The organism is Rhizobium sp. 2YAF20, assembly GCF_052114685.1.
In the GTDB taxonomy this organism is placed as follows: domain Bacteria; phylum Pseudomonadota; class Alphaproteobacteria; order Rhizobiales; family Rhizobiaceae; genus Rhizobium.
In genome coordinates this window covers 551,121-573,531 of the sequence record NZ_JBFRFF010000001.1, presented here as the reverse complement: position 1 = coordinate 573,531, position 22,411 = coordinate 551,121, and the positions used below count along the sequence as shown (strand labels likewise).

At 58.6% G+C, this 22,411-nt stretch carries 21 protein-coding genes; 10 read left to right on the top strand and 11 right to left on the bottom strand.

Going from position 1 to position 22,411, the window contains the following annotated elements:
- Window positions 1–52 precede the first annotated feature (52 nt).
- Window positions 53–2,146, bottom strand: coding sequence for a putative bifunctional diguanylate cyclase/phosphodiesterase (locus AB4Z52_RS02740; protein ID WP_442216351.1), 2,094 nt, complete (start codon window positions 2,144–2,146; stop codon window positions 53–55).
- 352 nt (window positions 2,147–2,498) lie between these two features.
- On the opposite strand from AB4Z52_RS02740, the gene AB4Z52_RS02735 reads away from it, so the two are divergent.
- The 5 genes from AB4Z52_RS02735 (at window position 2,499) to AB4Z52_RS02715 (ending at window position 7,727) form a co-directional block, all read left to right on the top strand.
- Entirely contained in the window at window positions 2,499–3,101 is a 603-nt protein-coding gene (locus AB4Z52_RS02735; RefSeq protein ID WP_442216350.1) for a 50S ribosomal protein L25/general stress protein Ctc, read from the top strand.
- Window positions 3,102–3,319: 218 nt separating this feature from the next.
- On the top strand, window positions 3,320–5,689 hold the full coding sequence (locus AB4Z52_RS02730; protein ID WP_442216349.1) for an EAL domain-containing protein: 2,370 nt from the start codon (window positions 3,320–3,322) through the stop codon (window positions 5,687–5,689).
- Between the two features lie 27 nt (window positions 5,690–5,716).
- A complete protein-coding gene (locus tag AB4Z52_RS02725) occupies window positions 5,717–6,448 on the top strand; it encodes a substrate-binding periplasmic protein (RefSeq protein WP_442216348.1) in 732 nt (243 codons plus the stop codon).
- A 93-nt stretch (window positions 6,449–6,541) separates the two neighbouring features.
- Window positions 6,542–7,270 (top strand): aminoacyl-tRNA hydrolase, encoded by a 729-nt coding sequence (gene pth / locus AB4Z52_RS02720; RefSeq protein ID WP_442216347.1) that lies wholly within the window; start codon window positions 6,542–6,544, stop codon window positions 7,268–7,270.
- A gap of 1 nt (window position 7,271) precedes the next feature.
- Entirely contained in the window at window positions 7,272–7,727 is a 456-nt protein-coding gene (locus AB4Z52_RS02715) for a GNAT family N-acetyltransferase (protein ID WP_442216346.1), read from the top strand.
- Between the two features lie 4 nt (window positions 7,728–7,731).
- Here the strand turns inward: AB4Z52_RS02715 and clpS are convergent, their stop codons facing one another.
- Together clpS and AB4Z52_RS02705 are read right to left on the bottom strand one after the other, a co-directional pair.
- Complete coding sequence (gene clpS, locus AB4Z52_RS02710; RefSeq protein WP_442216345.1) at window positions 7,732–8,043, bottom strand: ATP-dependent Clp protease adapter ClpS; 312 nt, start codon at window positions 8,041–8,043, stop codon at window positions 7,732–7,734.
- Between the two features lie 117 nt (window positions 8,044–8,160).
- Window positions 8,161–8,541 (bottom strand): AbrB/MazE/SpoVT family DNA-binding domain-containing protein, encoded by a 381-nt coding sequence (locus AB4Z52_RS02705; RefSeq protein WP_442216344.1) that lies wholly within the window; start codon window positions 8,539–8,541, stop codon window positions 8,161–8,163.
- Between AB4Z52_RS02705 and ychF the strand changes: the two genes are divergently transcribed.
- Window positions 8,540–9,643: a redox-regulated ATPase YchF gene (ychF, locus tag AB4Z52_RS02700; protein WP_442216343.1), complete on the top strand. Its 1,104-nt coding sequence runs from the start codon at window positions 8,540–8,542 to the stop codon at window positions 9,641–9,643. The genes AB4Z52_RS02705 and ychF overlap by 2 nt on opposite strands.
- A gap of 37 nt (window positions 9,644–9,680) precedes the next feature.
- Here ychF and AB4Z52_RS02695 read toward each other — a convergent pair whose 3' ends face one another.
- Entirely contained in the window at window positions 9,681–10,787 is a 1,107-nt protein-coding gene (locus AB4Z52_RS02695) for a hypothetical protein (RefSeq protein WP_442216342.1), read from the bottom strand.
- Between the two features lie 81 nt (window positions 10,788–10,868).
- Between AB4Z52_RS02695 and AB4Z52_RS02690 the strand changes: the two genes are divergently transcribed.
- Both AB4Z52_RS02690 and AB4Z52_RS02685 read left to right on the top strand, forming a co-directional pair.
- Window positions 10,869–11,336, top strand: coding sequence for a MaoC family dehydratase (locus tag AB4Z52_RS02690; protein WP_442216341.1), 468 nt, complete (start codon window positions 10,869–10,871; stop codon window positions 11,334–11,336).
- A complete protein-coding gene (locus tag AB4Z52_RS02685; RefSeq protein WP_442216340.1) occupies window positions 11,333–11,800 on the top strand; it encodes a MaoC family dehydratase in 468 nt (155 codons plus the stop codon). Before AB4Z52_RS02690 ends, AB4Z52_RS02685 begins: the two co-directional genes overlap by 4 nt.
- 135 nt (window positions 11,801–11,935) lie before the next feature.
- Here the strand turns inward: AB4Z52_RS02685 and AB4Z52_RS02680 are convergent, their stop codons facing one another.
- The 4 genes from AB4Z52_RS02680 to petA all read right to left on the bottom strand — a co-directional run bounded on the left by AB4Z52_RS02680 (window position 11,936) and on the right by petA (window position 15,357).
- Window positions 11,936–12,478 carry an adenine phosphoribosyltransferase gene (locus AB4Z52_RS02680; RefSeq protein ID WP_442216339.1) on the bottom strand — a complete coding sequence of 181 codons (543 nt, stop codon included), beginning with the start codon at window positions 12,476–12,478 and terminating at the stop codon, window positions 11,936–11,938.
- Window positions 12,479–12,601: 123 nt separating this feature from the next.
- Window positions 12,602–13,465: a cytochrome c1 gene (locus tag AB4Z52_RS02675; protein ID WP_442216338.1), complete on the bottom strand. Its 864-nt coding sequence runs from the start codon at window positions 13,463–13,465 to the stop codon at window positions 12,602–12,604.
- A gap of 23 nt (window positions 13,466–13,488) precedes the next feature.
- Window positions 13,489–14,763, bottom strand: coding sequence for a cytochrome b (locus AB4Z52_RS02670; protein WP_442216337.1), 1,275 nt, complete (start codon window positions 14,761–14,763; stop codon window positions 13,489–13,491).
- Window positions 14,764–14,778: 15 nt separating this feature from the next.
- Window positions 14,779–15,357: a ubiquinol-cytochrome c reductase iron-sulfur subunit gene (petA, locus tag AB4Z52_RS02665; RefSeq protein WP_442216336.1), complete on the bottom strand. Its 579-nt coding sequence runs from the start codon at window positions 15,355–15,357 to the stop codon at window positions 14,779–14,781.
- A gap of 383 nt (window positions 15,358–15,740) precedes the next feature.
- Between petA and AB4Z52_RS02660 the strand changes: the two genes are divergently transcribed.
- Window positions 15,741–16,673, top strand: coding sequence for an endonuclease/exonuclease/phosphatase family protein (locus AB4Z52_RS02660; RefSeq protein WP_442216335.1), 933 nt, complete (start codon window positions 15,741–15,743; stop codon window positions 16,671–16,673).
- Window positions 16,674–16,679: 6 nt separating this feature from the next.
- Here the strand turns inward: AB4Z52_RS02660 and AB4Z52_RS02655 are convergent, their stop codons facing one another.
- From AB4Z52_RS02655 to AB4Z52_RS02645, 3 genes are all read right to left on the bottom strand, one after another.
- On the bottom strand, window positions 16,680–18,542 hold the full coding sequence (locus AB4Z52_RS02655) for an ABC transporter ATP-binding protein (RefSeq protein ID WP_442216334.1): 1,863 nt from the start codon (window positions 18,540–18,542) through the stop codon (window positions 16,680–16,682).
- A gap of 19 nt (window positions 18,543–18,561) precedes the next feature.
- On the bottom strand, window positions 18,562–18,768 hold the full coding sequence (locus AB4Z52_RS02650) for a hypothetical protein (RefSeq protein ID WP_442216333.1): 207 nt from the start codon (window positions 18,766–18,768) through the stop codon (window positions 18,562–18,564).
- A gap of 488 nt (window positions 18,769–19,256) precedes the next feature.
- The gene (locus tag AB4Z52_RS02645) at window positions 19,257–21,113 is read right to left on the bottom strand and encodes an ABC transporter ATP-binding protein (RefSeq protein WP_442216332.1); all 1,857 of its coding nucleotides are present in this window, start codon (window positions 21,111–21,113) and stop codon (window positions 19,257–19,259) included.
- A gap of 638 nt (window positions 21,114–21,751) precedes the next feature.
- Here AB4Z52_RS02645 and AB4Z52_RS02640 point away from each other — a divergent pair.
- A complete protein-coding gene (locus tag AB4Z52_RS02640) occupies window positions 21,752–22,213 on the top strand; it encodes a tRNA (cytidine(34)-2'-O)-methyltransferase (RefSeq protein WP_442216331.1) in 462 nt (153 codons plus the stop codon).
- Window positions 22,214–22,411: the final 198 nt, after the last annotated feature.

Here is a 22,411-nt window from a genome sequence, read left to right as displayed (position 1 = left end):
AATGACAAGTTTGACCGGATCACGCCGCTGAATGCGATATTCGTCAGCTTTATCATGCCGCTCTGTGGCGCGTTCCGATAAATTCAAGTTTTCCGGTCTCTGTCGACCTGGTGGCTCCTCCGTCCGAACCGTTGACGATGTCCTCGATGCCCGACCGTGGTGTCGGTTTTCCGAACAGGAAGCCCTGCACCTGCAGGCAACCTTCGTTGCGAAGGAAATCCATATGTTCTTCACGCTCGACGCCCTCTGCAAGCACCGGTATGTCGAGACTTGCGGCAAGGATCAACGTGGAGCGGACAATTGCTGCTGACTGTTTGCTGGTGACGACGCCATCGATGAACGCGCGATCGATCTTGATCTTGTCGAACGGAAAACTCTGCAACGTGGACAACGAAGAATAGCCGGTCCCGTAGTCGTCCATCGCCACCTTCACTCCCAGCTTCTTCAACTCGCGGATCGCATGCAGCGCATAGCGGTGGTCGGAGATAATGCTTGATTCGGTGATCTCTATTTCAAGGCGCGGCGCGGACAAGCCGCTTTCGAGCAGGATCTGCTGAACGAGGTCCGGCAGCCGCGGGTCGGAGAGTTGTTGGGGCGCAACGTTGACTGCAATGCGCAGCGGCCGCTTCCAGGTCGCGGCCTCCGCGCAGGCAGCGCGCATCACCCATTCGCCAAGTTCGAAGATGAAGCCGGTCTTCTCGGCAATCGGGATGAACTCTACCGGAGAAACCATGCCGCGCTTTGGATGGCGCCAGCGAAGCAGAACCTCGAACCCGACAACCTCACGGCTGACGGTATCGTTCTGTTGTTGAAAATAGAGCTCGAATTCATTCCTCTTCAGACCGTCACGCATCTCAATTGCCAGCGCGTTACGCTCGCGCACCGCCTGGTCCATCGATGGATCGTAAAAGCAGACGGTGTTCGATGCCGTCGACTTGGCGCGATACATGGCGATGTCTGCCTGCGACAGCAGCTCGTCAATGGTCGAGGCCTGCCCGGGAAAGGTCGAAATGCCGACGCTGGTTCCGACGAAGAGCACATGTTCGCCCCACTCGATGGGCTTTGTAACTTCATCAAGGACCCGTTGCGCCAAGGATTTGGCATCGACCCGAATGAAGTAGTCCTGCATCACCGCCACAAATTCGTCTCCACCGACGCGCGCGACGAATTCACCCCGCTGCATCGCGCTGCCGAGACGCTCGGCCACGGTTCTAAGAACGTGGTCGCCTGCCGAATGACCATGGACGTCGTTGATCTCCTTGAACCGGTCGAGATCGAAGCAAAGCACGGCAATGTGGGCCGTCATGTCAACAGGTCGGTTCGTCAACCCGGCCAGATGCTCGTTGAAGGCTGCCCGGTTCGGCAGGTTCGTCAGCGGATCGTGAAGTGCAAGGTGGCGATAGCGCTCGACCGCAGCCTGGGTTGATTGCATGTCGATGACGTAGGTCGAGGCGCCAAGCAGAAGGATGATCACCATGGCGGCGCATACGATCCCGGTCATGACTGCGCCGGAGATGATTTCCGGCGATATCGCGATGCTGGGATCGAGATCGATCGTCAGCCCTGCCATGCCGATGAAGTGGGTCGAGACGATAGCAAGGACCAGCGCGATGGAGGAACCATATTTGCTGAACCTGGTCACCGGCCGGGCGATACGGTTCGTGGCGATCGCACCGAAAAAGGCGCCTGATAGGATCGAGACGATCACGTAGGACCGGTCCCATTCAAGATGTCCCGCCGCCTCATAGGCCGCAATGCCGATATAATGCATGAGGGCGATGCCGAAACCGACGATTGCACCGCCCGCCTCGACCAGCGGGCCCGTCTTGCTGGCGGAGGCGACGGAAAAGCCGGCAATGGTCACCACGATGCCAACCACCAGCGAGATCAACGTCAGTGTCGGATCGTAGCCGTTGACGACCGGCGTTCGGTAGCCGAGCATGGCCACGAAGTGCGTCGTCCAGATTGTCGAGCCGCCGACGAAGCCGGACAGGAAGAGCCAGTTGAGCCTTTGGAGACCCTGGGTCCTGCGCACCCTTGAAAACAGCCGCATCGCAAGCACTGACCCCAGCACGCAGATCGTCGCGGCGAAGAGCAGGTGGCTGAAGCTGTGCTGGACGGAGATGCAGGAAATCAATCTGAACATGATAGGAACCGCAATATTTGAAGTCACCCGCTTATGTTCGGTTGCAAGCTTAGCATCTATTAATTTCTCTGGAATTCGAGCTTAATGCTTAAGGCTTCCTGCAAATATGCACTCTTTGAATTTATATTGTGTAAGTAGGCACGTTGTGATTGTTTTTCCGCCTCTTTTGCCTACCCTTCGCGCCTTCAGCAAGCCAACTTGCGTTTCGAAGCTCTTTGTACTATAGGCACGCGTCCGCATAGACACCCTTGGAGGCAACGCGGATGAGGTGGACTTTGTCCTCCTCCAGTTTCGTCGGCTGCGGTTCGCCGTAACGGCAAAACTCTCCATACAACCTTGAAAAGGAATAGCCATGAGCCACGAAAGCTATGAGCTTAAGGCCGAGGCGCGCGAACGGGTCGGTAAGGGGTCCGCCCGTGAACTTCGCCGCAACGGATTGATTCCTGCTGTCATTTATGGTGACAAGCAGCCCCCAATCTCGATTACACTGAACACCAACGACGTGACGAAGCGTATCCACGCTGGTGGTTTCATGACCACCATCGTTACGATCGACATCGGTGGCAATAAGGTCAAGGTCCTGCCGAAGGACTACCACCTCGATCCGGTGCGCGACTTCACGATGCATGTCGATTTCCTGCGCGTATCTGGCAACACCCAGGTTACCGTTGAAATTCCGGTTCACTTCGTCAACGAAGACAAGTCCCCAGGCATCAAGGTCGGCGGCGTCGTGAACATTGTTCGCCACGAAGTCGAGGTTCATTGCCCGGCCGACGCGATCCCGGAAGCCTTCACCGTCGACCTCACCGGCGCGAAGATCGGCGATAGCATCCACATCTCCCAGATTACCCTGCCAAAGGGCGTGGTCCCTGTGATCACGGACCGCGATTTCACGATCGCGACCATCATTGCCCCGGCAGGCGGCATCAGCGAAGAAGGCGAAGCAGAAGCTTAATCCTGTGCAGTTATCCGCAAGGAGATGAACCCGCCGCCCTCTGGGCCGGCGGGTTTTTATGTCAGCTCGCAACCCTCGAAAATTGTGACAATTTCGCCAATTGCGGTTGTATTGAAGACCATTAACCCCGCCGTTTCAGCAACATTTAACAAATTCATGAAAGCTTGCTGCGCAGAGTTGTAGCACGCCCCGCTCCCGGTGCGCAGAGAAGCGGAACCATGAATAATTCCGTAGAAAACAGATTTTTCGCGATCGTCTGCGGCGCCTTGCTGGTCTTTGTGGCGCCGCTGTTCGTGCTGTTTCTGTTTCTCTCGTCTGAGCGTGCCGAAAAAGAGATCCGCGACCACATCACGGTCCTTCTCGTCGCCAATTCCCAGGCGCTCGCCAAGCCCCTCTGGGACCTGGACGAGGACAGCGTCACGCAGATCAGCGCCACGACGGTTGCCGAAGGCGCGATCGTCAGGGTCAATGTCCGCGACACATCAGGCCAGCTCGACGTCACCCAGTCGACGATCCCGAAATCCTATACCGGCGAACTCGAGCAGATCTCGCGGCCGATCATCTACACGACTGTCGACGGAAAGAGGAACCTCGGCAGCATCACAGTCTATTACCCGGCGCTTGGTCTCTTTGATGGCTTGAAGCACGAGGAGATCGTCTTCATCTCGATCTTCATCTTCGCGGTATTGACCGTTTTCGGCACCGCGCTGATCGGCAACCGCATCTTCGTCATCCAACCGCTGATGCGCCTGACCCATGCGATCGAGGCGACACGCCAGCTAGGCTCTCGCCACCATGTCGACTGGCAGTCGAACGACGAGATGGGACGGCTCGCCCGAAGCTTCAACGAAATGCAGAGCAAGCTGGAGCGCGAAGAGACCGAGCTTCGGCTAGCCCACCGCCGCGCGACAGACACCTATAACCTGACGCCGGCCATGCTGTTCTCGCTTGACGAGAGTGATTGCATCGTCGCCGTCAGCGACTACTGGCTTGTCGCGACCGGCTACGAACGCATCCATATGATTGGCCGCAAGTTCGCAAGCCTCGTGCTGCCGGAATCGCGTGAGGACTACGTGCTTCGCAAGGAAAATCGCCACGACGGCGGCGCGCGGCTGAATGTCACGGTTAAGTTCCTCTGCCGGGACGGCCACGTCATGGACGTACTGATCCTGGAATCCACCGCGATCCAGAATGGCCGCACGCTGTCCGTCATGACCGACGTAACCGACCTCAAGCAGTCCGAAGACCGCAACCTTCGCCAGGCGATCACCGATCACCTGACTGGGCTTCTCAACCGTCAGGGCTTCGAGACCGCACTCGACGCGAAGATCAACGAGGCGGATCTGCGCGGACGCGAGCTCGCCTGCCTCTTTGTCGACCTCGACCGCTTCAAGTGGATCAATGACAATCTGGGCCATGCCGCGGGTGATGCTGCCCTGCGCGAGCTGGTGGCGCGAATGCATGAACGCCTCGGCCCCGGAGACATCGCCGCCCGTCTCGGCGGCGACGAGTTCGCCATATTGTTGCTGTCGGAAGATGCGGAGAAGCGTGCCTTCGAAATGGCGGCCGGCATCGCCGAGATATTCGAGGTACCCTTCATCGGCGACGCGCGCCTCAGCGCCAGTATCGGCATCGCGATCTACCCCCTGCACGCCTCCAATGCCTCGGAATTGCTGCTGAAATCCGACATGGCCATGTATGCCAAGAAGCGTGACGGCAAGAACGGCGCGCAGGTCTTCAACAACGGCATGCTCGACGACGCCCGCCGTCGCGCCGACATCGAGGGCTATATCGAAAACGGACTGAACGAGGACTGGTTCGAGGCCCATCTCCAGCCGATCGTCAATATCGAAGATCGCTCCATCGCCGGCTTCGAAGCACTGATGCGCCTGCACCATCCGCAAAAGGGCATTTTGCCGCCGAAGGACATCATCGATGTCGCCGAGGAAACCGGCTCCATCATCCGTATCGGCAATCGTATCATGGAAAAGGCGATCAGCGGCCTTGCACGCATGCAGCATCTCGACGGCATGCAAGACGCCTATCTCGCCATCAACTTCTCGCCCATCCAGTTCGAGCCCGCGCTGCCTGCAAGGATCGTCAGCCTGCTTGCCCGCTACAACATTCGCCCCGAGCGTATCGTCGTCGAGATCACCGAGGCGGTGCTGATGGACGACAATCCGGAAATTCGCACAGTTATCAACGAGATCTGCCGCTTCGGCTGCCGCATCGCCCTTGACGACTTCGGCACCGGCTATTCGTCGCTAAGCTATATCAACCGCTTTCCGGTCGACATTATCAAGATCGATCAATCCTTCACCAGGGCGATCAACGACACCTCGCCAGATGTTCGTCGCAAGAGCCGCATGCTGATCGAGAGCATCACCACCCTGTCGCACAAGATGAACTGCACCGTTATCGCCGAAGGCATCGAGACTGAGGAAGAATGCGCCACGCTCGTCTCGATGGGCCTCGACTATGGCCAGGGCTTTCTGTTTCATCGACCGAAGCACCCCGACGCGCTCCTCGAGATCCTTACCGAGACCCAGTATCATATCCGCGGCGCGGTCGTCGCGCAGGCTTCATGAATTCAGCCCTGCTCTAGAGGAAAACCTATGCGCAAGTTCCCGGCTCTGGCCCTCCTCACTTTGCTCCCCCTAACCCATTCGTCCTTCGCGCAGGCCGAGAGCGTCGTGTTCACGACGGAGGAATATCCACCTTTCGTCTATCGCGACGGAAATGAGGTCAAGGGCGCTGCAACCGAACAGGTGCAGCAGGTGATGACGGCGATCGGGACCGACTACACGATCACGGTGATGCCGTGGGCCCGCGCCTACGCGGAAGCGCTCAAGACGCCGATGACCTGTGTCTTTGCAACGGCGCACAACGCCGAGCGCGACAAGCTCTTCAAATGGGTAGAACCGCTGCTGATCGATCGCAACGTGCTTATCAAGCATGCAGGCTCGCCCGTTGCCGCCGACAACCTGGACCAGGCCAAGAAGTATACGGTCGGTACGTGGCGTGAAGATTATACCGAGAAGCTGCTGCGACAATCCGCATTCCCCAGGATCGATGTCGCCACGGACTTCAAGGCAACGCTGAAGAAGCTGATGAGCGACCGCATCGACCTGATGCCGATCTCCGAGCTCTATTACCTGAAATTGAAGAAGGAAGGACAGGCGATCGAGAAGGTCGTGCCGTTCTCGCAGCAGTCCCTCGCCGTCGCGTGCCAGAAGGATTTCCCCGACGACCTGCAACGCCGGATGCAGGCAGCTCTTGACAAGCTCGTCGCCGACGGCACCCAGACAAGCATCTTGCACAAATATGGACTGAACCTCGACAACTGAAGGCGGCATGACCACCTCATCGTGATTCTGCCTTGACTTTGGCAGCCCTTCACGCCGATGAACGGCTACGTCATTTCACCAAGGACGGAGCGTATGCTTCTCATTGCGGGTCTCGGCAATCCCGGCGCCAAATACCGATATAACCGCCACAACATCGGCTTCATGGCGATCGATGCGATCCATCGCCGCAATAGTTTTGGACCGTGGTCGAAGAAATTCAAGGCGGAAATTGCCGAAGGCGAGCTTGACGGCCAGAAGGTCCTGTTGATCAAGCCGCAGACCTTCATGAACCTCTCCGGCGAATCCGTCAGCGAGGCGATGCGCTTCTACAAGCTCGAACCCGCCGATCTCGTCGTCGTCTACGACGAACTCGACCTGGCACCTGGAAGGGCACGGCTGAAGACCGGTGGCGGCCACGGCGGCCACAACGGCATTCGGTCGATCGACGCCCATTGCGGCCGCGAGTATCGCCGCCTCCGTCTCGGCATCGGCCATCCGGGCGTCAAGGAACTGGTGCAAAGTCACGTTCTCGGCGACTTCGCCAAGGTCGATCAGACATGGCTGGAGCCCCTGCTCGATGCGCTGGCCGACAATGCCGGTATGCTGACGCGCGGTGAGGATTCACAACTGATGAACAAGATGGCGCTCGCGCTCGATGGCAAGGCGGAGTTGAAGAAGGCCGAAGCCGAAAAGCCGAAGCAGGAAAATCGGCCATCCGGCCAATCGCACATCCACAAGGCTCGCGACCACAAGCCGAAGTTGCCGACAACAGGACCCATGGCCGAGATGTTGAAGAAGATGTTCGGCGCCAAGGACGATTGAGATGGAAAAGGTCGAAAGCCCCGACATACGCGCTGCCCGCGCTAAAGATTTGCCGGCCCTCCTTGCTCTTTATCGCCAACTCAATCCCGACGATCCCGTCCTGCCGGAAGCCGAAGCTGGTGCACGCTTCGCGGAAATCCTGGCGCATCCGGGAACGACGATATTCATCGCCTGCGTCGATGGTGTGGCCGTGTCATCGGTAAGCCTGGTGGTGATCCCCAACATGACACGCGGCGGGCAGCCCTACGCCCTGATCGAAAATGTCGTCACCCATGCCGACCATCGCCAGCGCGGCCATGGCAGGGCGCTGATCGACACGGCCGTTGCCTCCGCCTGGGATTTCGGCTGCTACAAGGTGATGTTGCTGACCGGTTCGACCGAACCGGCCACGCTTCGCTTCTATGCCAATTGCGGATTTTCACCGAACAAGACCGGCTTCCAGATCCGCAGGACGTGAACCGCTATTCCTCCGGCTCGGTGGTGAACATCAGCGGGAACCCCGCTTCGCGGCCATAGTCGGTCGCTTCCTTGGCCTTGGTCTCGGCAATATCCCTAGTACAGACGACGATGACGCAGGAACCGAGCTGATGCGCCGTCATCATCATCCGCAAGGCTGTCTCCTCACCCATCCGAAACACCGCCTTCAGCACCATGATGACGAATTCGCGCGGCGTGTAGTCGTCGTTGATGAGAATGACCTTGTGAAGCTTCGGCTGTTCGGTCTTCGGCTTGGTCGTCGTTTTCGGTTTTAAGGTCGTCCCGCTGCCACTCATGGAAAGTCCGTCTCCCAAAGACGCTGGAGCTTCAAGGAGCCCGCTTTGCGTCTATATTGCGCCGCACCCGCGGTGATTCAAGAAAGAGAGTGAGATTTTGATGGGTCGCCGGCCTAGTCAGCCTTTCTCAATTGCTTCGTTCATTTCTTCTATCGCGAAATGCAGATCGTGTTCGATTTTCAATGAACCGAAAAAATCTTCGATGCCTCGCTTCGACGATCCCTGTATATGAAGTCGACCTCTCGGCAAAAGATCGATGTCCACATAATCTCCCGGCTCGACGCCGAGATGATCCAGGACCTCCTTCTTCAAGGTCACCAGCCCTTTTGATGTCATTTTAAGTCTGACCATGGCCCCATCCGTTCGCGACATACGGTAAGGGAGTTTTGCTTTGCCGGTAAGATGGAAGCATGCCAAATGCCGAAAGACTTGACCGCCCTCCTCCTTTATCTCATACGCACTGCCAAACAATTCAAGTAAAGCAGGTGTCAGAGCCATGGGCTTCAAATGCGGTATCGTCGGGCTTCCGAATGTTGGAAAGTCCACCCTCTTCAATGCGCTGACCAAGACGGCGCAGGCGCAGGCAGCCAACTATCCGTTCTGCACCATCGAGCCGAACACTGGCGAAGTGGCCGTGCCCGATCCACGCATGCGCAAGCTTGCCGATATCGCCAAGTCGAAGGAACTGATCCCGACCCGCATCTCCTTCGTCGACATTGCCGGCCTCGTGCGCGGCGCGTCCAAGGGTGAAGGCCTCGGCAACCAGTTCCTGGCAAACATCCGCGAAGTCGACGCCATCGTCCATGTGCTGCGCTGCTTCGAGGATGACGACATCACCCATGTCGAAGGCCGCATCAACCCCGTCGGCGACGCCGACACGATCGAGACCGAGCTGATGCTCGCCGACCTCGAAAGCCTCGAGCGCCGTACCGAGCAGACCCGCAAGCGCGCCAAGAGCAACGACAAGGAATCCATGGCACTGCTGCCGATCATGGACGCCTCGCTGAAGCTTTTGAACGAAGGCAAGCCGGTCCGCACGATGCTGTCGAAGCTCGACGCCGAAGAAACCGCCATTCTGAAGAGCCTCAATCTCCTGACCTCGCACCCGGTCCTCTATGTCTGCAACGTCGCGGAAGAGGACGCGGTGTCCGGCAACGAGCACACCGCAGCCGTCGCGGTCATGGCCAAGGAACAGGGTGCTGAGACCGTCATCATCTCGGCAGCAATCGAATCCGAAGTGGCCCAGCTGCCGGAAGACGAAGCCAAGGAATTCCTGTCGGCGCTCGGTCTCGATGAGGCAGGCCTCGACCGGCTGATCCGCGCCGGCTACAAGCTATTGCACCTCATCACCTATTTCACCGTGGGCCCGAAGGAAACGCGAGCCTGGACGATCGAGCAGGGCACGAAGGCCCCGGCGGCTGCCGGCGTCATCCATTCGGATTTCGAACGCGGCTTCATCCGCGCCAACACCATCGCCTATGACGACTACATCGCCTTCAACGGCGAGACGGGCGCCAAGGATGCCGGCAAGGCCCGCGACGAAGGCAAGGAATATATCGTCCAGGACGGCGACGTCATCCATTTCCGCTTCAACACCTGAAACCCTTGGGCACCCGGCTCCTGACCGTGCCCAAGCCTTAAAGAGTAGGCGGCAACCTGCTCGACAGGCTTTGCGGCAGAAGACGCAGCGTCAGCCGGCGCAGCGGCACCCAGCCGACGCCGATGATGAGAACGATGACGCCGACGATCAGAAGCGTCAAATAAAGGTAGGTGTCGACGCTGGCGCCGCCAGTGCGGAACACCCCGAAGATCGCGGCACCCAAGGACATCAGCCCGGCCGTGACGAAGGCGCGCCGGTCGATCACAAGACCGATCAGCATAAGGACCACGACCGTTACCACCACCACGGATGTCCACCCATTTCTCGCCTGATCTGCCTCGGCGAACGAAATCTGGCCAATGAAGACGAATACGACGCTGTACAACAGCGCCGGCGCAGCACCCATGTGAAGCCAGAATGCGATGTCAGAGCGTAGGGTCTGGCGTCTGGTATCACGGAGGTCGAAATACAATGCCGTGGCAAAAAGCGTGAGCGCAGCTACTAGAAGAACGACTGAAAAAAGCCTCAGGTTATCGAGTGGAAAGGAAGGATCACTCCCAAAACTTTGCATGGCGCGGACAAACAGGTCCAACAGAAGCGCGAAGCCCGACATGACGGAAAGCGCAAACGACAACGGCACTCGATAGCGCAGATAATAAAGGCCGAGCGCGATTGGAAATGCAGCAAGCAAAGGGATCGCGAAATGCGTGGGCGCCAGGAAGTCGTATGATATCGGGAACCAGGCAGTCATGAACTTGCCAGTCCAGACGAAGACGGCAATCGTCAGAGCCACCGCTGGCAAGGCCAGTCGCTGACGTCTCACGAGCACTTCCGAAAGCAGAAGTATCGCAGGCAGGACGGCATAGAGCGTCGCGATGCCCCACAAGCCGCTCAGCAGAATGACCACGCCAATGGTGATCAGGATGTCATGGAAGCCGCGAACAAAGCGCGGCGTCTCCGTATCCGGCTCCACGGACAAAAGTTCCTCAGCCAGCGTATGGGGCCGTTCCGGTTGGGCGGCCTGGTATCCCTGCGCGATAACGACGCCGCGATCCATCAGAAAATACAGCAGTTTTTCGCTGGTTTCAGGTGAGATCAAAGCAGCATCGGTTGCCTCGTCGAGCACCGATCTCAGATCAGCCATGCAGTTTATCCCTCAGGAATCGTTGAGCCTTGTTCAAGGCTATTGTAAGCAGGCTCGCAAGGATAGGGAGGCACTGGACGAATGGACAAACAAAAATTGCAGTTCGAGGACTTTCAACCCGGAAGGATTTTCCTCCTCGGTCCGAAGGCCGTCACCGCAGCCGAAATCATAGAATTTGCCAGCGAATTCGATCCTCAGCCGATGCATATGGACGAGGAAGCCGGACGCGCCAGCATCCTTGGCGGCCTTGCCGCATCGGGCTGGCATACATCCTCGATGTTCATGCGGATGATGATCGACAGCTACCTCCTGAATTCGCAATCGGAAGGTGCGCCCGGCGTGGACTTCATGGAGTGGAAAAAACCGGTTCTCGCAGGTGACACGCTCTCCGGTCGGTCGATCGTGCTCGAAGCCCGGCCGATGCGCTCGCGGCCAGGCATCGGCATCGTCAAGTTCCGCCACGAGGTCGACAACCAGCGCGGTGAACTCGTCTGCCTCGGCGAGAACTCGACCATGTTTCGCATGAGAGCGGCGGAGGTCTCCCCATGAAAATGAAGGAGCTTTATGCCTTCGGCACCAGGACCATGATCGGGTCCTACACCTTCGACGAGGAACATATCATTCACTTTGCCGAGCGCTTCGATCCGCAACCCTTCCACGTCGACCCGGAGGCCGCAAAGAATTCGCTCTTCGGCGGGCTCTGCGCTTCTGGCTGGCATACATGTTCCGTCTGGATGAAGAGCTTCGTCACCTACTGGTCGAAAGAGACCGCGCGCCTTAAAAACGAAGGTATCGAGCCTCCGAAGCTCGGCCCTTCGGCAGGTTTCCAGACGCTGCAATGGCTGAAGCCTGTTTTTGCCGGCGATACCGTCACCTATTCCGTGACGCTGCTCTCAAGCCGCGCCCTCGCCTCCCGTCCGGGATGGACCCTCAACACCATCCTTTGCGAAGGCGAAAACCAGAATGGCGTTCCCGTCCTGCGCTTCGAAAGCACTGTGCTAGAATTCGAGTAGCGCTGGTGTGTCACTGTCCATTGCTCGTCGGGCAGCCCCTCATCCGCCGCTTTCACCTTCTACCCTTAGTGAGAAGGTTGGCCGAAGGGTCGGATGAAGGGTATCTGCCGGGACAGAGAAACGCAATCTGGGCCGCTAGTGCCCGCTGAATTCCACCAGCGTATGAACCGGAACGTTCAGCATCTCCAGCTTCTTGCGGCCGCCGAGATCCGGCAGGTCGATGACGAAGCAGGCGGCGACCACTTCGGCGCCGATCTGGCGCAGCAGCTGCGTGGCGCCGACGGCCGTGCCGCCGGTTGCGATCAGGTCGTCGACAAGGATCACTTTTTCGCCGGGGTTGACCGCATCGCGGTGCATCTCCATCTCGTCAACCCCGTATTCCAAGCTATAGGCGATCCGCACGATATCGTGCGGCAGCTTGCCCTTCTTACGGATCGGCACGAAACCGGCTGAAAGCTGGTGCGCAACCGCACCCCCCAGAATGAAGCCGCGCGCCTCCATGCCGGCGATCTTGTCAATCTTCGTTCCGGCGTAAGGCTGCACCAACGCATCGATGGCACGGCGAAAGGCACGCGGATTGCCGAGCAACGTGGTGATGTCACGAAAGATGATCCCTGGCTTGGGGTAATCCGGGATGGAGCGGATGCTGGCGGCAAGCTCAGAAGCGACGGTGTCCATGCGAAGTCCATAGTCTGAGGGGTCGATGTATCGGGCGCACCCTATCAACAGCCATGTTGGTTACCAACAAAAAAGGCGGCTTGTGAGCCGCCTTTTGATCTCGATGCGCTTTAGTCAAAGCGCTCAATGTTCGACCTTGGAGTAGATCGAGCGCTTGGTCAGATAGATCAGCACCGTAAAGATCAGAAGGAATATTATCACCATGAAGCCCATGTGCTTGCGATCTTCAAGATGGGGTTCTGCGGCCCACATCAGGAAGGAGGACACGTCCTTGGCGTACTGATCGACCGTCTGCGGCGCGCCGTCGTCATAGGTGACCTGGCCGTCGGAAAGCGGCTTCGGCATTGCGAATGATGGAGCCGCGTGGAAATACGGGTTGTAGTGCGAACCCGGCGGCAGCTGGAAGCCGGCTGGTGGTTCCTCGTAGCCCGTCAACAGCGAGTAGATATAGTCCGGTCCGTTTTCCTGATACTGCGTGAAGATATCGAAGACGAAACGCGGAAACCCACGCTCGACTTCGCGTGCCTTGGCAAGCAGCGACATGTCAGGCGGCACGGCCCCGTTGTTGGCGGCAGCCGCTGCTTCCGGATTGGGGAACGGTGCTGGGAAGTGGTCCGAAGGCAAGGCCTTGCGGGTATACATTTCGCCCTGCGGGTTCGGGCCGTCCTGGGTTTCGTATTTGGCCGCGAAAGTCTTTACCTGCGCCGGCGAATAGCCGAGGTCTCCCAACGTCCGGAACGGAACCAGGTTCATCGAATGACAGGCGGAACAGACTTCCGCATAGACCTTGAGGCCACGCTGCAGCTGCGCTTTGTCGTAGTGGCCGAACGGACCGGCGAAGGTCCAGCTCTGCTCGCGCGGTTCCTTGATCGGATAGGTTGGCGTTGCGGTTTCCGCGGCCGGCTTTTTTTCCTGGGCGACGGCGACAGCGGTCGTGAGACCGCCGATCACCGCGAGAGAGAGAAGGCTTGCAACAAGCTTGTTCATTGTTCTGTTCCTCTTGCCCGCTCTCACGCCTGCACCGGAACGGCAGCTTTGCCGTTTCGTTTTTCCAGCACCGCCTCCGTAATCGAATTCGGAATGCGCCGCGGAGTTTCGACCAGACCGAGAACCGGCATGATGACGAGGAAGAAGGCGTAATAATAGAGCGTCGAGAACTGCGAGATCGTCACATAGGTTCCCTCCGCCGGCTGCGAGCCGAGCCAGCCCAGCAGGATGGAATTGGCAACGAACAGCCAGAAGAACAGCTTGTACCAGGGGCGATAAACTGCCGAGCGCACCTTCGAAGTATCGAGCCAGGGCACGAAGAACAGGACGGCGATCGCGCCGAACATCGTCAATACGCCGGCAAGCTTCGAGTCGATCGGTCCGATGTTGAAGGTGATCGAACGCAGCATCGCGTAGAACGGCAGGAAGTACCATTCCGGAACGATATGGGCAGGTGTCTTCAGCGGGTCTGCCGGGATGTAGTTGTCGGCGTGGCCGAGATAGTTCGGCAGATAGAAGACAAAATAGGCATAGACCAGCAGGAACACCGAGACGCCAAGCGCATCCTTCATCGTCGCATAGGGCGTGAAGCGGACGGTATCGGTCTTCGACTTGATCTCGACGCCCGTTGGGTTGGTTTGGCCAGTGACGTGCAATGCCCAGATATGCAGGACGACGACTCCGGCGATCATGAAGGGCAGCAGATAATGCAGCGAGAAGAACCGGTTGAGCGTCGGATTGTCGACCGCAAAGCCACCGAGCAGGAACTGCTGGACCCACTCACCGACCCAGGGGAAGGCCGAGAAGAAGCCGGTGATGACGGTTGCACCCCAGAACGACATCTGGCCCCAGGGCAGCACGTAGCCCATGAAGCCGGCTGCCATCATCAGGAGGTAGATGATGACGCCGAGGATCCAGAGGATTTCCCGAGGTGCCTTGTAAGAGCCGTAGTAAAGGCCACGTGCAATATGAAGGTAGACCGCGACGAAGAAGAACGAGGCACCGTTGGCGTGCATATAGCGCAACAACCAGCCGTCGTTGACGTCGCGCATGATCTTTTCGACCGAGTTGAAAGCAACTGTCGTCTCGGCAGCGTAATGCATGGCCAGCACGACGCCAGTCAGGATCTGCAGCACGAGCATAACCGACAGCATCGCGCCGAAGGTATAGGCATAGTTGAGGTTGCGCGGAACTGGAAAGGCAACAAAACTATCATAGACAAGACGCGGCAGCGGAAGCCGCGAATCAATCCATTTTTCGAGCCCTGTGGAAGGCTCGTACGATGAATGACCACTCATGATTCAGTATCCCCCTCAACCGATCTTGATCACTTTGTCGGACGTAAATGAAAATTGCGGAATGGCGAGGTTCTGGGGCGCGGGACCCTTCCGGATACGACCGGCAGTGTCATAGACCGAGCCGTGGCACGGACAGAACCAGCCGCCATATTCACCCGCCGTGCCGAGCGGCACGCAACCGAGATGGGTGCATGAACCGATCATGACGATCCAGTTCTCCTTGCCCTCGCCTGCCGTGCGGGCGATGTCGGTCGCCGTCGCGTCAGGCGGCAAATTGGCGTTGCGAGCGATCGGATCCTTGAGATCGGTCAGCGCCGCCGCCTTCGCATCGGCGATTTCCTTCTCGGTGCGATTGCGGATGAAAATCGGCTTGCCGCGCCACTTGGCCGTCAGCGAACTGCCAGCGGTAAGGCTGGAAATGTCCACCTCGATCGAGGCAAGCGCCAAGGTCGACGCATCGGGGCGCATCTGGTCGATGAACGGCCATGCGACCGAAACGGCACCGACTGCGCCCGCCATCCCTGCTGTGAGATAAAGGAAATCGCGGCGAGTAGGCTCGCCGATGGTTTCACTATTGATGTCGTGTTCGCTCACGGCTGGACCATCCTCTTTGCGCAAAAACTGCAGTTTACCCGCAGACCCCCTCGACGCCCGGCGAATCGATATGGACACAATTCCGCCATAGATTCCTCCGTAACCCGCCGCGTTCTATGCTTGATCGCAAATTATGTCCAGTCTTGGCAAGGGGTGGAGGCACAATGTCGCGGGAAAAGCGCACCATTTCGCCGCTGCGATGCAACTTAAATTCACCCAGCGCGTGCGGCTCCGCTTAACCGCATGAAATATCGCAAGATTCCAGCAATATAATTCCACGTTGCGTCGTGACGCAAACGCCGCAAATCCTGTTGCGTTGCAACAGTTTCAGCCTCGTGCTACTCGCTCGACAGCGAACCGCACACAGGGGCCAGACCGCCGCCATGAGAGACACCGTCTATTGCGTGCTGTGTGTCCTCCTGACGCTGATGCTGGGCGTCCTCGCCGCCCGCTATGTCAGCGACACCTGGATGCTCGCCTTCTTCGAAAGCCTCCAGACCCATATCGCCCTTGCCTGCACGGGAGGCGCGGTGTTGGCGCTGATCGTCAGGCGGCATTGGTATGCCGGGGCTCTTCTCATCGCCAGCCTCCTGCTTGCCTGCCATTCGATTGTCATGTTGCGCGAGCATGCCGCCTCCCCGGTGTCGGCAGATGCTCAGCCTTCATTCCGCCTCCTCTCCTTCAACATCGACAACGATAACTTTGAAAACGGCGCGCGCATTGCCGACCTTATCGTGGGTTCCAAGGCCGACGTGGTCGAGATATTCGAGGCCTCCCCGGTCTTGTCCGAGATGTCCCGCATCTCGGTCGTCTACCCCTATCGCATCGGTTGCGGCGTGATGACGGAGGACTGCGATTCTCTTCTCTTGTCCAAGCGACCGCTATTGAAGCCCGATATGCGCGATCTCAGCGTGCTGTGGCGCAACCGCTTCATCCTGGCGACCATCGACATGGACGGCCAGCCGGTGGCGTTTGCGTCGGCGCATCTGAGCAAACCCTATTTCGACGACTTCCATAAGGGAGAGCTCTACTATCTCGGCGATATCCTGCAATCGGTGCAGCAGCCGCTGCTACTCGCCGGTGATTTCAACGCATCGGTCATCGAACCCGACATGCGCCGCTTCCTGAGAAGATCGGGCCTTACACACCTCTTTCCCGAACCTTCGACATGGCCGATCAGGGCCGGCCCGCTTGGCATCAGCATCGACCACGTTTTCGCGCGACCGCCGCTTCAACTAATATCAGTCAGGCGGATCGAAGACGCGATGGGATCGAACCACTACGGCCTGCTCACGGAATTCACGGTGGCAAAATAAGGCGTCTTACTGGCCGTCCGCTGCGATGAAGCCGCCCGACTGCCGCGCCCAGAGCTCCGAATAAAGACCGCCCCGTACAAGCAGCTCCGCGTGGGTGCCGTCCTCGATGATCCTGCCCTTGTCAACGACGATCAGGCGGTCGAGCGCTGCAATCGTTGACAGCCGATGGGCAATCGCAAGCACCGTCTTGCCCGCCATCATCTTCTCGAGGTTCGATTGCAGCGCCGCCTCCGCCTCGGAATCGAGCGCCGAGGTCGCCTCGTCGAGAATGAGTATGGGCGCGTCCTTCAGCATGACCCGGGCAATCGCGATGCGCTGGCGCTGGCCGCCTGAGAGCTTGACGCCGCGTTCACCCACATGCGCCGAAAACGCCTTGCGGCCCTTCTGGTCTTCCAAAGTGGAAATGAAGCGATCGGCTTCGGCTCGTTTGGCCGCCCGCCATACCTGCTCGCCGGAAGCATCCGGGCGCCCGAACAGGATATTGTCGCGAATGGATCGGTTCAGAAGCGCCGTATCCTGCGTCACCATGCCGATCTCGGCACGCAGAGATTCCTGTGTAACCTTCGAGATGTCCTGCCCGTCGATGAGGATACGACCGCCCTCGAGGTCGTAGAATCGCAGCAGGAGGTTGACGAGTGTCGTCTTGCCGGCACCGGACCGGCCGACGATGCCGACCTTTTCACCGGGGCGGATGGTAAGCGAGAAATCGTCGATCACCCCGCCCAGTCGGCCATAGTGGAAGGTCACATTCTCAAAGCGGATTTCCGGTCGCGCCACTTTAAGCATCCCAGCGTCGGGCGTATCGACGAGACCGATCGGCTCGGAGATCATCTCTGCGGCATTCTGGATCGTGCCGAGATTGCGCATGATGGCGTTGAACTGCGCCATCATGCGGCCGAAAAGCATGTTGAGCCGCAGAACCATGCTGAGCGTGAAGGCGACGCCGCCGGTCGATATCTCACCGGACAGCCAGAGCTGGATGGCCAGCGCCGCGATCGTCGTGATCATCACGCCGGAAAGCAGCGCCAGCGACGAACGCACGCCCGTCAGCAACCGCGTAAACGGCATGACGGCGGCCTGAAAACGGTCGAAGCCGTCACGAATATAGAGATCATTCTGGTCTTCGCGGCCGAACAGCTTCAATGTCTGGATGTTGGCATAGGCATCGACCATGCGACCGTTGAGCATCGAGGATGCCTCGGCAGCGTCGCGCGCATGCTGGCGGATGCGCGGGACGAAATAACGCGCGAGCAACGAGAAAATCACGATCCAGATGGCGATGCCCAGCGCCAGCCGCCAGTCCAGCCCGCCCACGAGCGCCACGGTCGAGACGGCGTAGATGACGATGAACCAAACGACCTGCAGCAGCGACACGACCAGATCGCCGGTCGACTGCCCCGCCGACCAGACCTTGGTCACGATCCGGCCTGAAAAATCGTTCTGGAAGAAGGTCAGCGATTGCCGCGCCACATGCGCATAGGCCTGCCAGCGCACCAGATTGAGAAAGCCCGGCACCACGACCTGTTCCTCGACCAGCGCGCCGAGGCTGACGACTGCAAAACGCACGATGAGGACGACGAACACCATGCCAAGAAGTGCCGCACCGTGGCCGGAAAGCAAACCACTCCATCCGGAACCCGGCGGCACCTTGTCGAGAATGTCCACGAGGTGGCCGACGAACCAGAACAGAGCGGCCTCGAGCACCGCCACAGCACCGCCAAGCGCCGCCATCGCCAAAAACGGTCCCTTCGCCTGGCCGACATAGTGCCAGATAAACCAATACAACGCCCGCGGCGGCCGCAAATCCCCCTTGCGATGGAAAGGATCAAGCCACGTTTCGAAGGCACGGAAGACCGAACGGATCAGCATCCCAGCGATATAGGTGGTTTTAAAGGGAGCGCAAAGGAAGAGCCGATGGGGTGGGGTTATATTCTCGCTGTTTTTCTGCCTTCATGATCAGCTCAAACATCTTCCTCTTCATCGGCGAATAGAAGATTCGCACAGCTTCGAAGCTCGTCACCGGCAACGAGCGCATTCCCGCAACTGCCGCATCATCGAAATATTTTGCAGCGACTGCATTCGGCGACAATGTCAATCGCTCTATCGACTGCCGAATGTTTGCCAGAAATCGTTCAGCCAAATCATTACGATCGAGATTAGCTCAGTACCGCATTTGAGCCAGGATATCGGATCGGGCAGCCGGCTGAATAACGACCCTCACCAAGCTTTCTTTCCGGACGTTCTTTTCGCAAGCAACTCGGCAGCTTCCGCATTTAGGTCGTTCCAGAACTCTTCTGCAACCACTTCGCCTTTCCCGCAGGTCAGCCCGTCAAGCAACAATTCCTCCAGACGATCGTCGTGCTCCCACGCCTGAGCCTCTCAAAGTAGACTTCGAACATTCGCTGACATTGCCGAAGCCTCGACTAGCGATCTGGCTCTCCATGAAGCTTTTCAAGCTTTCCGGCAGCGATATCGAAACTGCCACCATCGCGCTATATCTCCAGAGTGATCGCTTGAGGCTAGCATTCTGAATAACTGTTCTCAATAGACAGGGAGCTCTGCGACCAGCCTATCCAACGCCCCTCACTCCGCCGCAGCCTCCGCCTCTTCCGAGTGATCGGCGATGAAGCCGCCGGATTGGCGATTCCAGAGGTCGGCGTAGATGCCGCCCTTGGCGACGAGATCGTGGTGGCTGCCAGTCTCGATGATGCGACCCTTGTCGAGAACGACCAGCCTGTCCATTTCGGTCAGTGTCGACAGCCGATGCGCGATGGCGATGACGGTCTTGCCCTTCATCAGCGCGAACAGGTTTTCCTGGATCGCGGCCTCGACTTCGGAATCGAGCGCGGATGTCGCCTCGTCGAGGACGAGGATCGGCGCATCCTTGAGGAAGACGCGGGCGATGGCAACGCGCTGCCGCTGGCCACCCGACAGTTTGACGCCGCGTTCGCCGACCTGGGCGTCGAGCCCCTGGCGACCATGCAGGTCCGCCAGTCCTTCAATGAACTCCCAGGCGTTGGCGCGCCGGGCCGCCTCGATGATCTCTGCGTCGGTCGCGTCGGGACGGCCATAGGCGATGTTGTCGCGGATCGAGCGATGCAGCAGCGATGTGTCCTGCGTCACCACGCCGATCAGCGAACGCAGGCTCTCCTGCGTCACCTTCGAAATGTCCTGGCCGTCGATGCTGATTTTTCCCGCTTCCAGCTCGTAGAAGCGCAGCAGCAGGTTCATCAGCGTCGTCTTGCCGGCACCGGACCGGCCGACGAGGCCGACCTTTTCGCCTGCGCGGATGTTTAGCGTCAGGTCCTCGATGATCCCCTTGGCCTTGCCATAGTGAAAGCGGATGTGATCAAAGCCGATCCCACCCTGCTTGGCGGCAATCGCAGGTGCGGCAGCCGCATCGACAATGTCGTGCTGCTTGGTCATCATCTCCATGCCGTCATAGATCGTGCCGATGTTCTCAAACAGCGCCGAGACTTCCCACATGATCCACTGCGACATGCCGTTGACGCGCATCGCAAGGCCGATGGCAATGGCGATGGCGCCCACCGAGATCGCCCCGTTCAGCCAGAAGCCGATCGAGATCGCCGAGACCGCAAACAGCGCCACGCAGTTGTTGATGTAGACCGACGCCTGGAACAGGCTGACGAAGCGCATCTGCCGATAGACCGTCTGCAGGAATTCATTCATCCCGGCCTTGGCGTAGGTCTCCTCGCGCCCGGCATGAGAGAACAGTTTCACGGTCGCGATATTGGTGTAGCTGTCGACCACCCGCCCCGTCATCGAGGACCGCGCATCGGCCTGGGTCGCGGCAATTTTGCGCAGCTTCGGCACGAAGTAGCTGACGATGCCGATGTAGATTGAGAGCCAGATCAGGATCGGGATCATCAGGCGCCAGTCCGCAGCTGCAATCACCAGGATCATGGTGATGAAATAGGTGACGACATAGACGAAAACGTCGAGCACCTTCATGACTGTCTCGCGCACGGCAAGCGATGTCTGCATCACCTTGGTAGCGACGCGACCGGCAAACTCGTTGGCGAAAAACGTCATGCTATGACGCAGCAGGAACCGATGCATCTGCCACCGGGCAATCATCGGGTAATTGCCGAGCAGCACTTGATGCATGATGATGCTGTCGAGAACAGCGGCGACTGGCAGGCCGACGAGCACCATCATCGCCATCCAGAATAGCCTGGAGCCCTCTGTCTGAAGGAAGGTGGCCTTGTCCGTATGCGACAGCCAGTCGACGATCTGCCCGAGAAACTGGAACAGCGTCACTTCACCGATGGCAATGAGCATGGTGAGCGTCGCCATCGCCGCAAGCCAGGGAGCGGCCGGCCTCGTATAATGCCAGCAAAACGCAAAAAGACCGCGCGGAGGAACATTGGGTTCCTCGCTAGGAAAGGGATTGAGTTGCCGTTCAAACCAGCCAAACATGATTGCTCCAGAAACGTCGACGGTCTGACTGCCATCGTCACGCGCAAATGCCGCAGACAGATATGGGAGCCGAGTGCCGCAAGAACGAGGCCGTAGTAGCCACGCAATGAATTGAAAATGGGGAAACCGCTAAACCGCGGCGCAAAAAGCCTGGAAATTTACCACGGCATCACGCCAAGGAGGCGATTGTTCGAACTAATCTTCATTTCAACCTCCCTTTTCTAGTTGTGGAGCACCTGACCTATACACGCGATTTCATGAGCTGAAAAGTCGAAAAGCCGCAGAAAATAGCAATGTTTGTGATGAAAGGCATAACCGCAGTTGATAAGGAAGGGTGCAAGTGAGGGGCGATAGGGCCGGATTTCGGTTGAGCTATTCCACCTAAATGGCAGGAACTTCCGTATGAGAACCCGTGAAGTTGCGGCTGGACTTTGAGCCCTCATACTGAGGTGCAATTCGCAAGAATTGCCTCGAAGGACGAGGGCGCTTGCTCCTTTGCCCACGGCCTTGCTAAGACTTGCAGCCGCCGGGCCCTCGTGGTTCGAGGCCCACTGCCTCCGCCTTCGCTGTCGCCCGAGGAACCTCGCCATAAGGGTTGGAGCGGGCCGCCGCCGCTCCAACTAGCGTTAGAAAAAGCCATGACCCTTTTGCGCATTGCCCTCTATCAGCCCGATATCGCCGGCAACACCGGAACGATCCTCCGGCTTGCCGCCTGCCTCGGGCTCGGCGTCGACATCATCGAGCCCGCGGGCTTTGATATCTCCGACCGCAACCTGAAACGTGCCGGCATGGACTATATCGCCTCGGTCGATCTTGTGCGGCACGTCAACTGGGACCAGTTCGAGAAATGGCGCGCCGGCACAAAACGGCGGCTGATCCTTGCCTCGACCAAGGCGGCAGAGCGCTACACCAACATGGCATTCCGCAGCGACGACATTCTTCTCTTCGGCCGCGAAAGCGCCGGCGTGCCCGACCATGTGCATGACAGGGCCGATCGCCGCGCGCTCATTCCCATGGTCGAGGGTCAGCGCTCGATCAATATCGCCATGTCAGTCGCGATGATGACGGGTGAAGCACTGCGGCAGACCGCTTGGCGATAGGCCTTGTCCACGCCAAATTCGGGCGGTTCAAAGCTCGCCAAAAAATGTCGCGGATGGTGTTGAATCGCGATCAAATCTGGCCATATAATATTTAGCCGGCAAGCAAAAATGCGCGATCCGCGTCGCCCAGCCAACGGCCCTCCTTCACACTGAAATATATGCCTTTTCAGTGTCTCCGACAGGTTCGGAACACTCCGG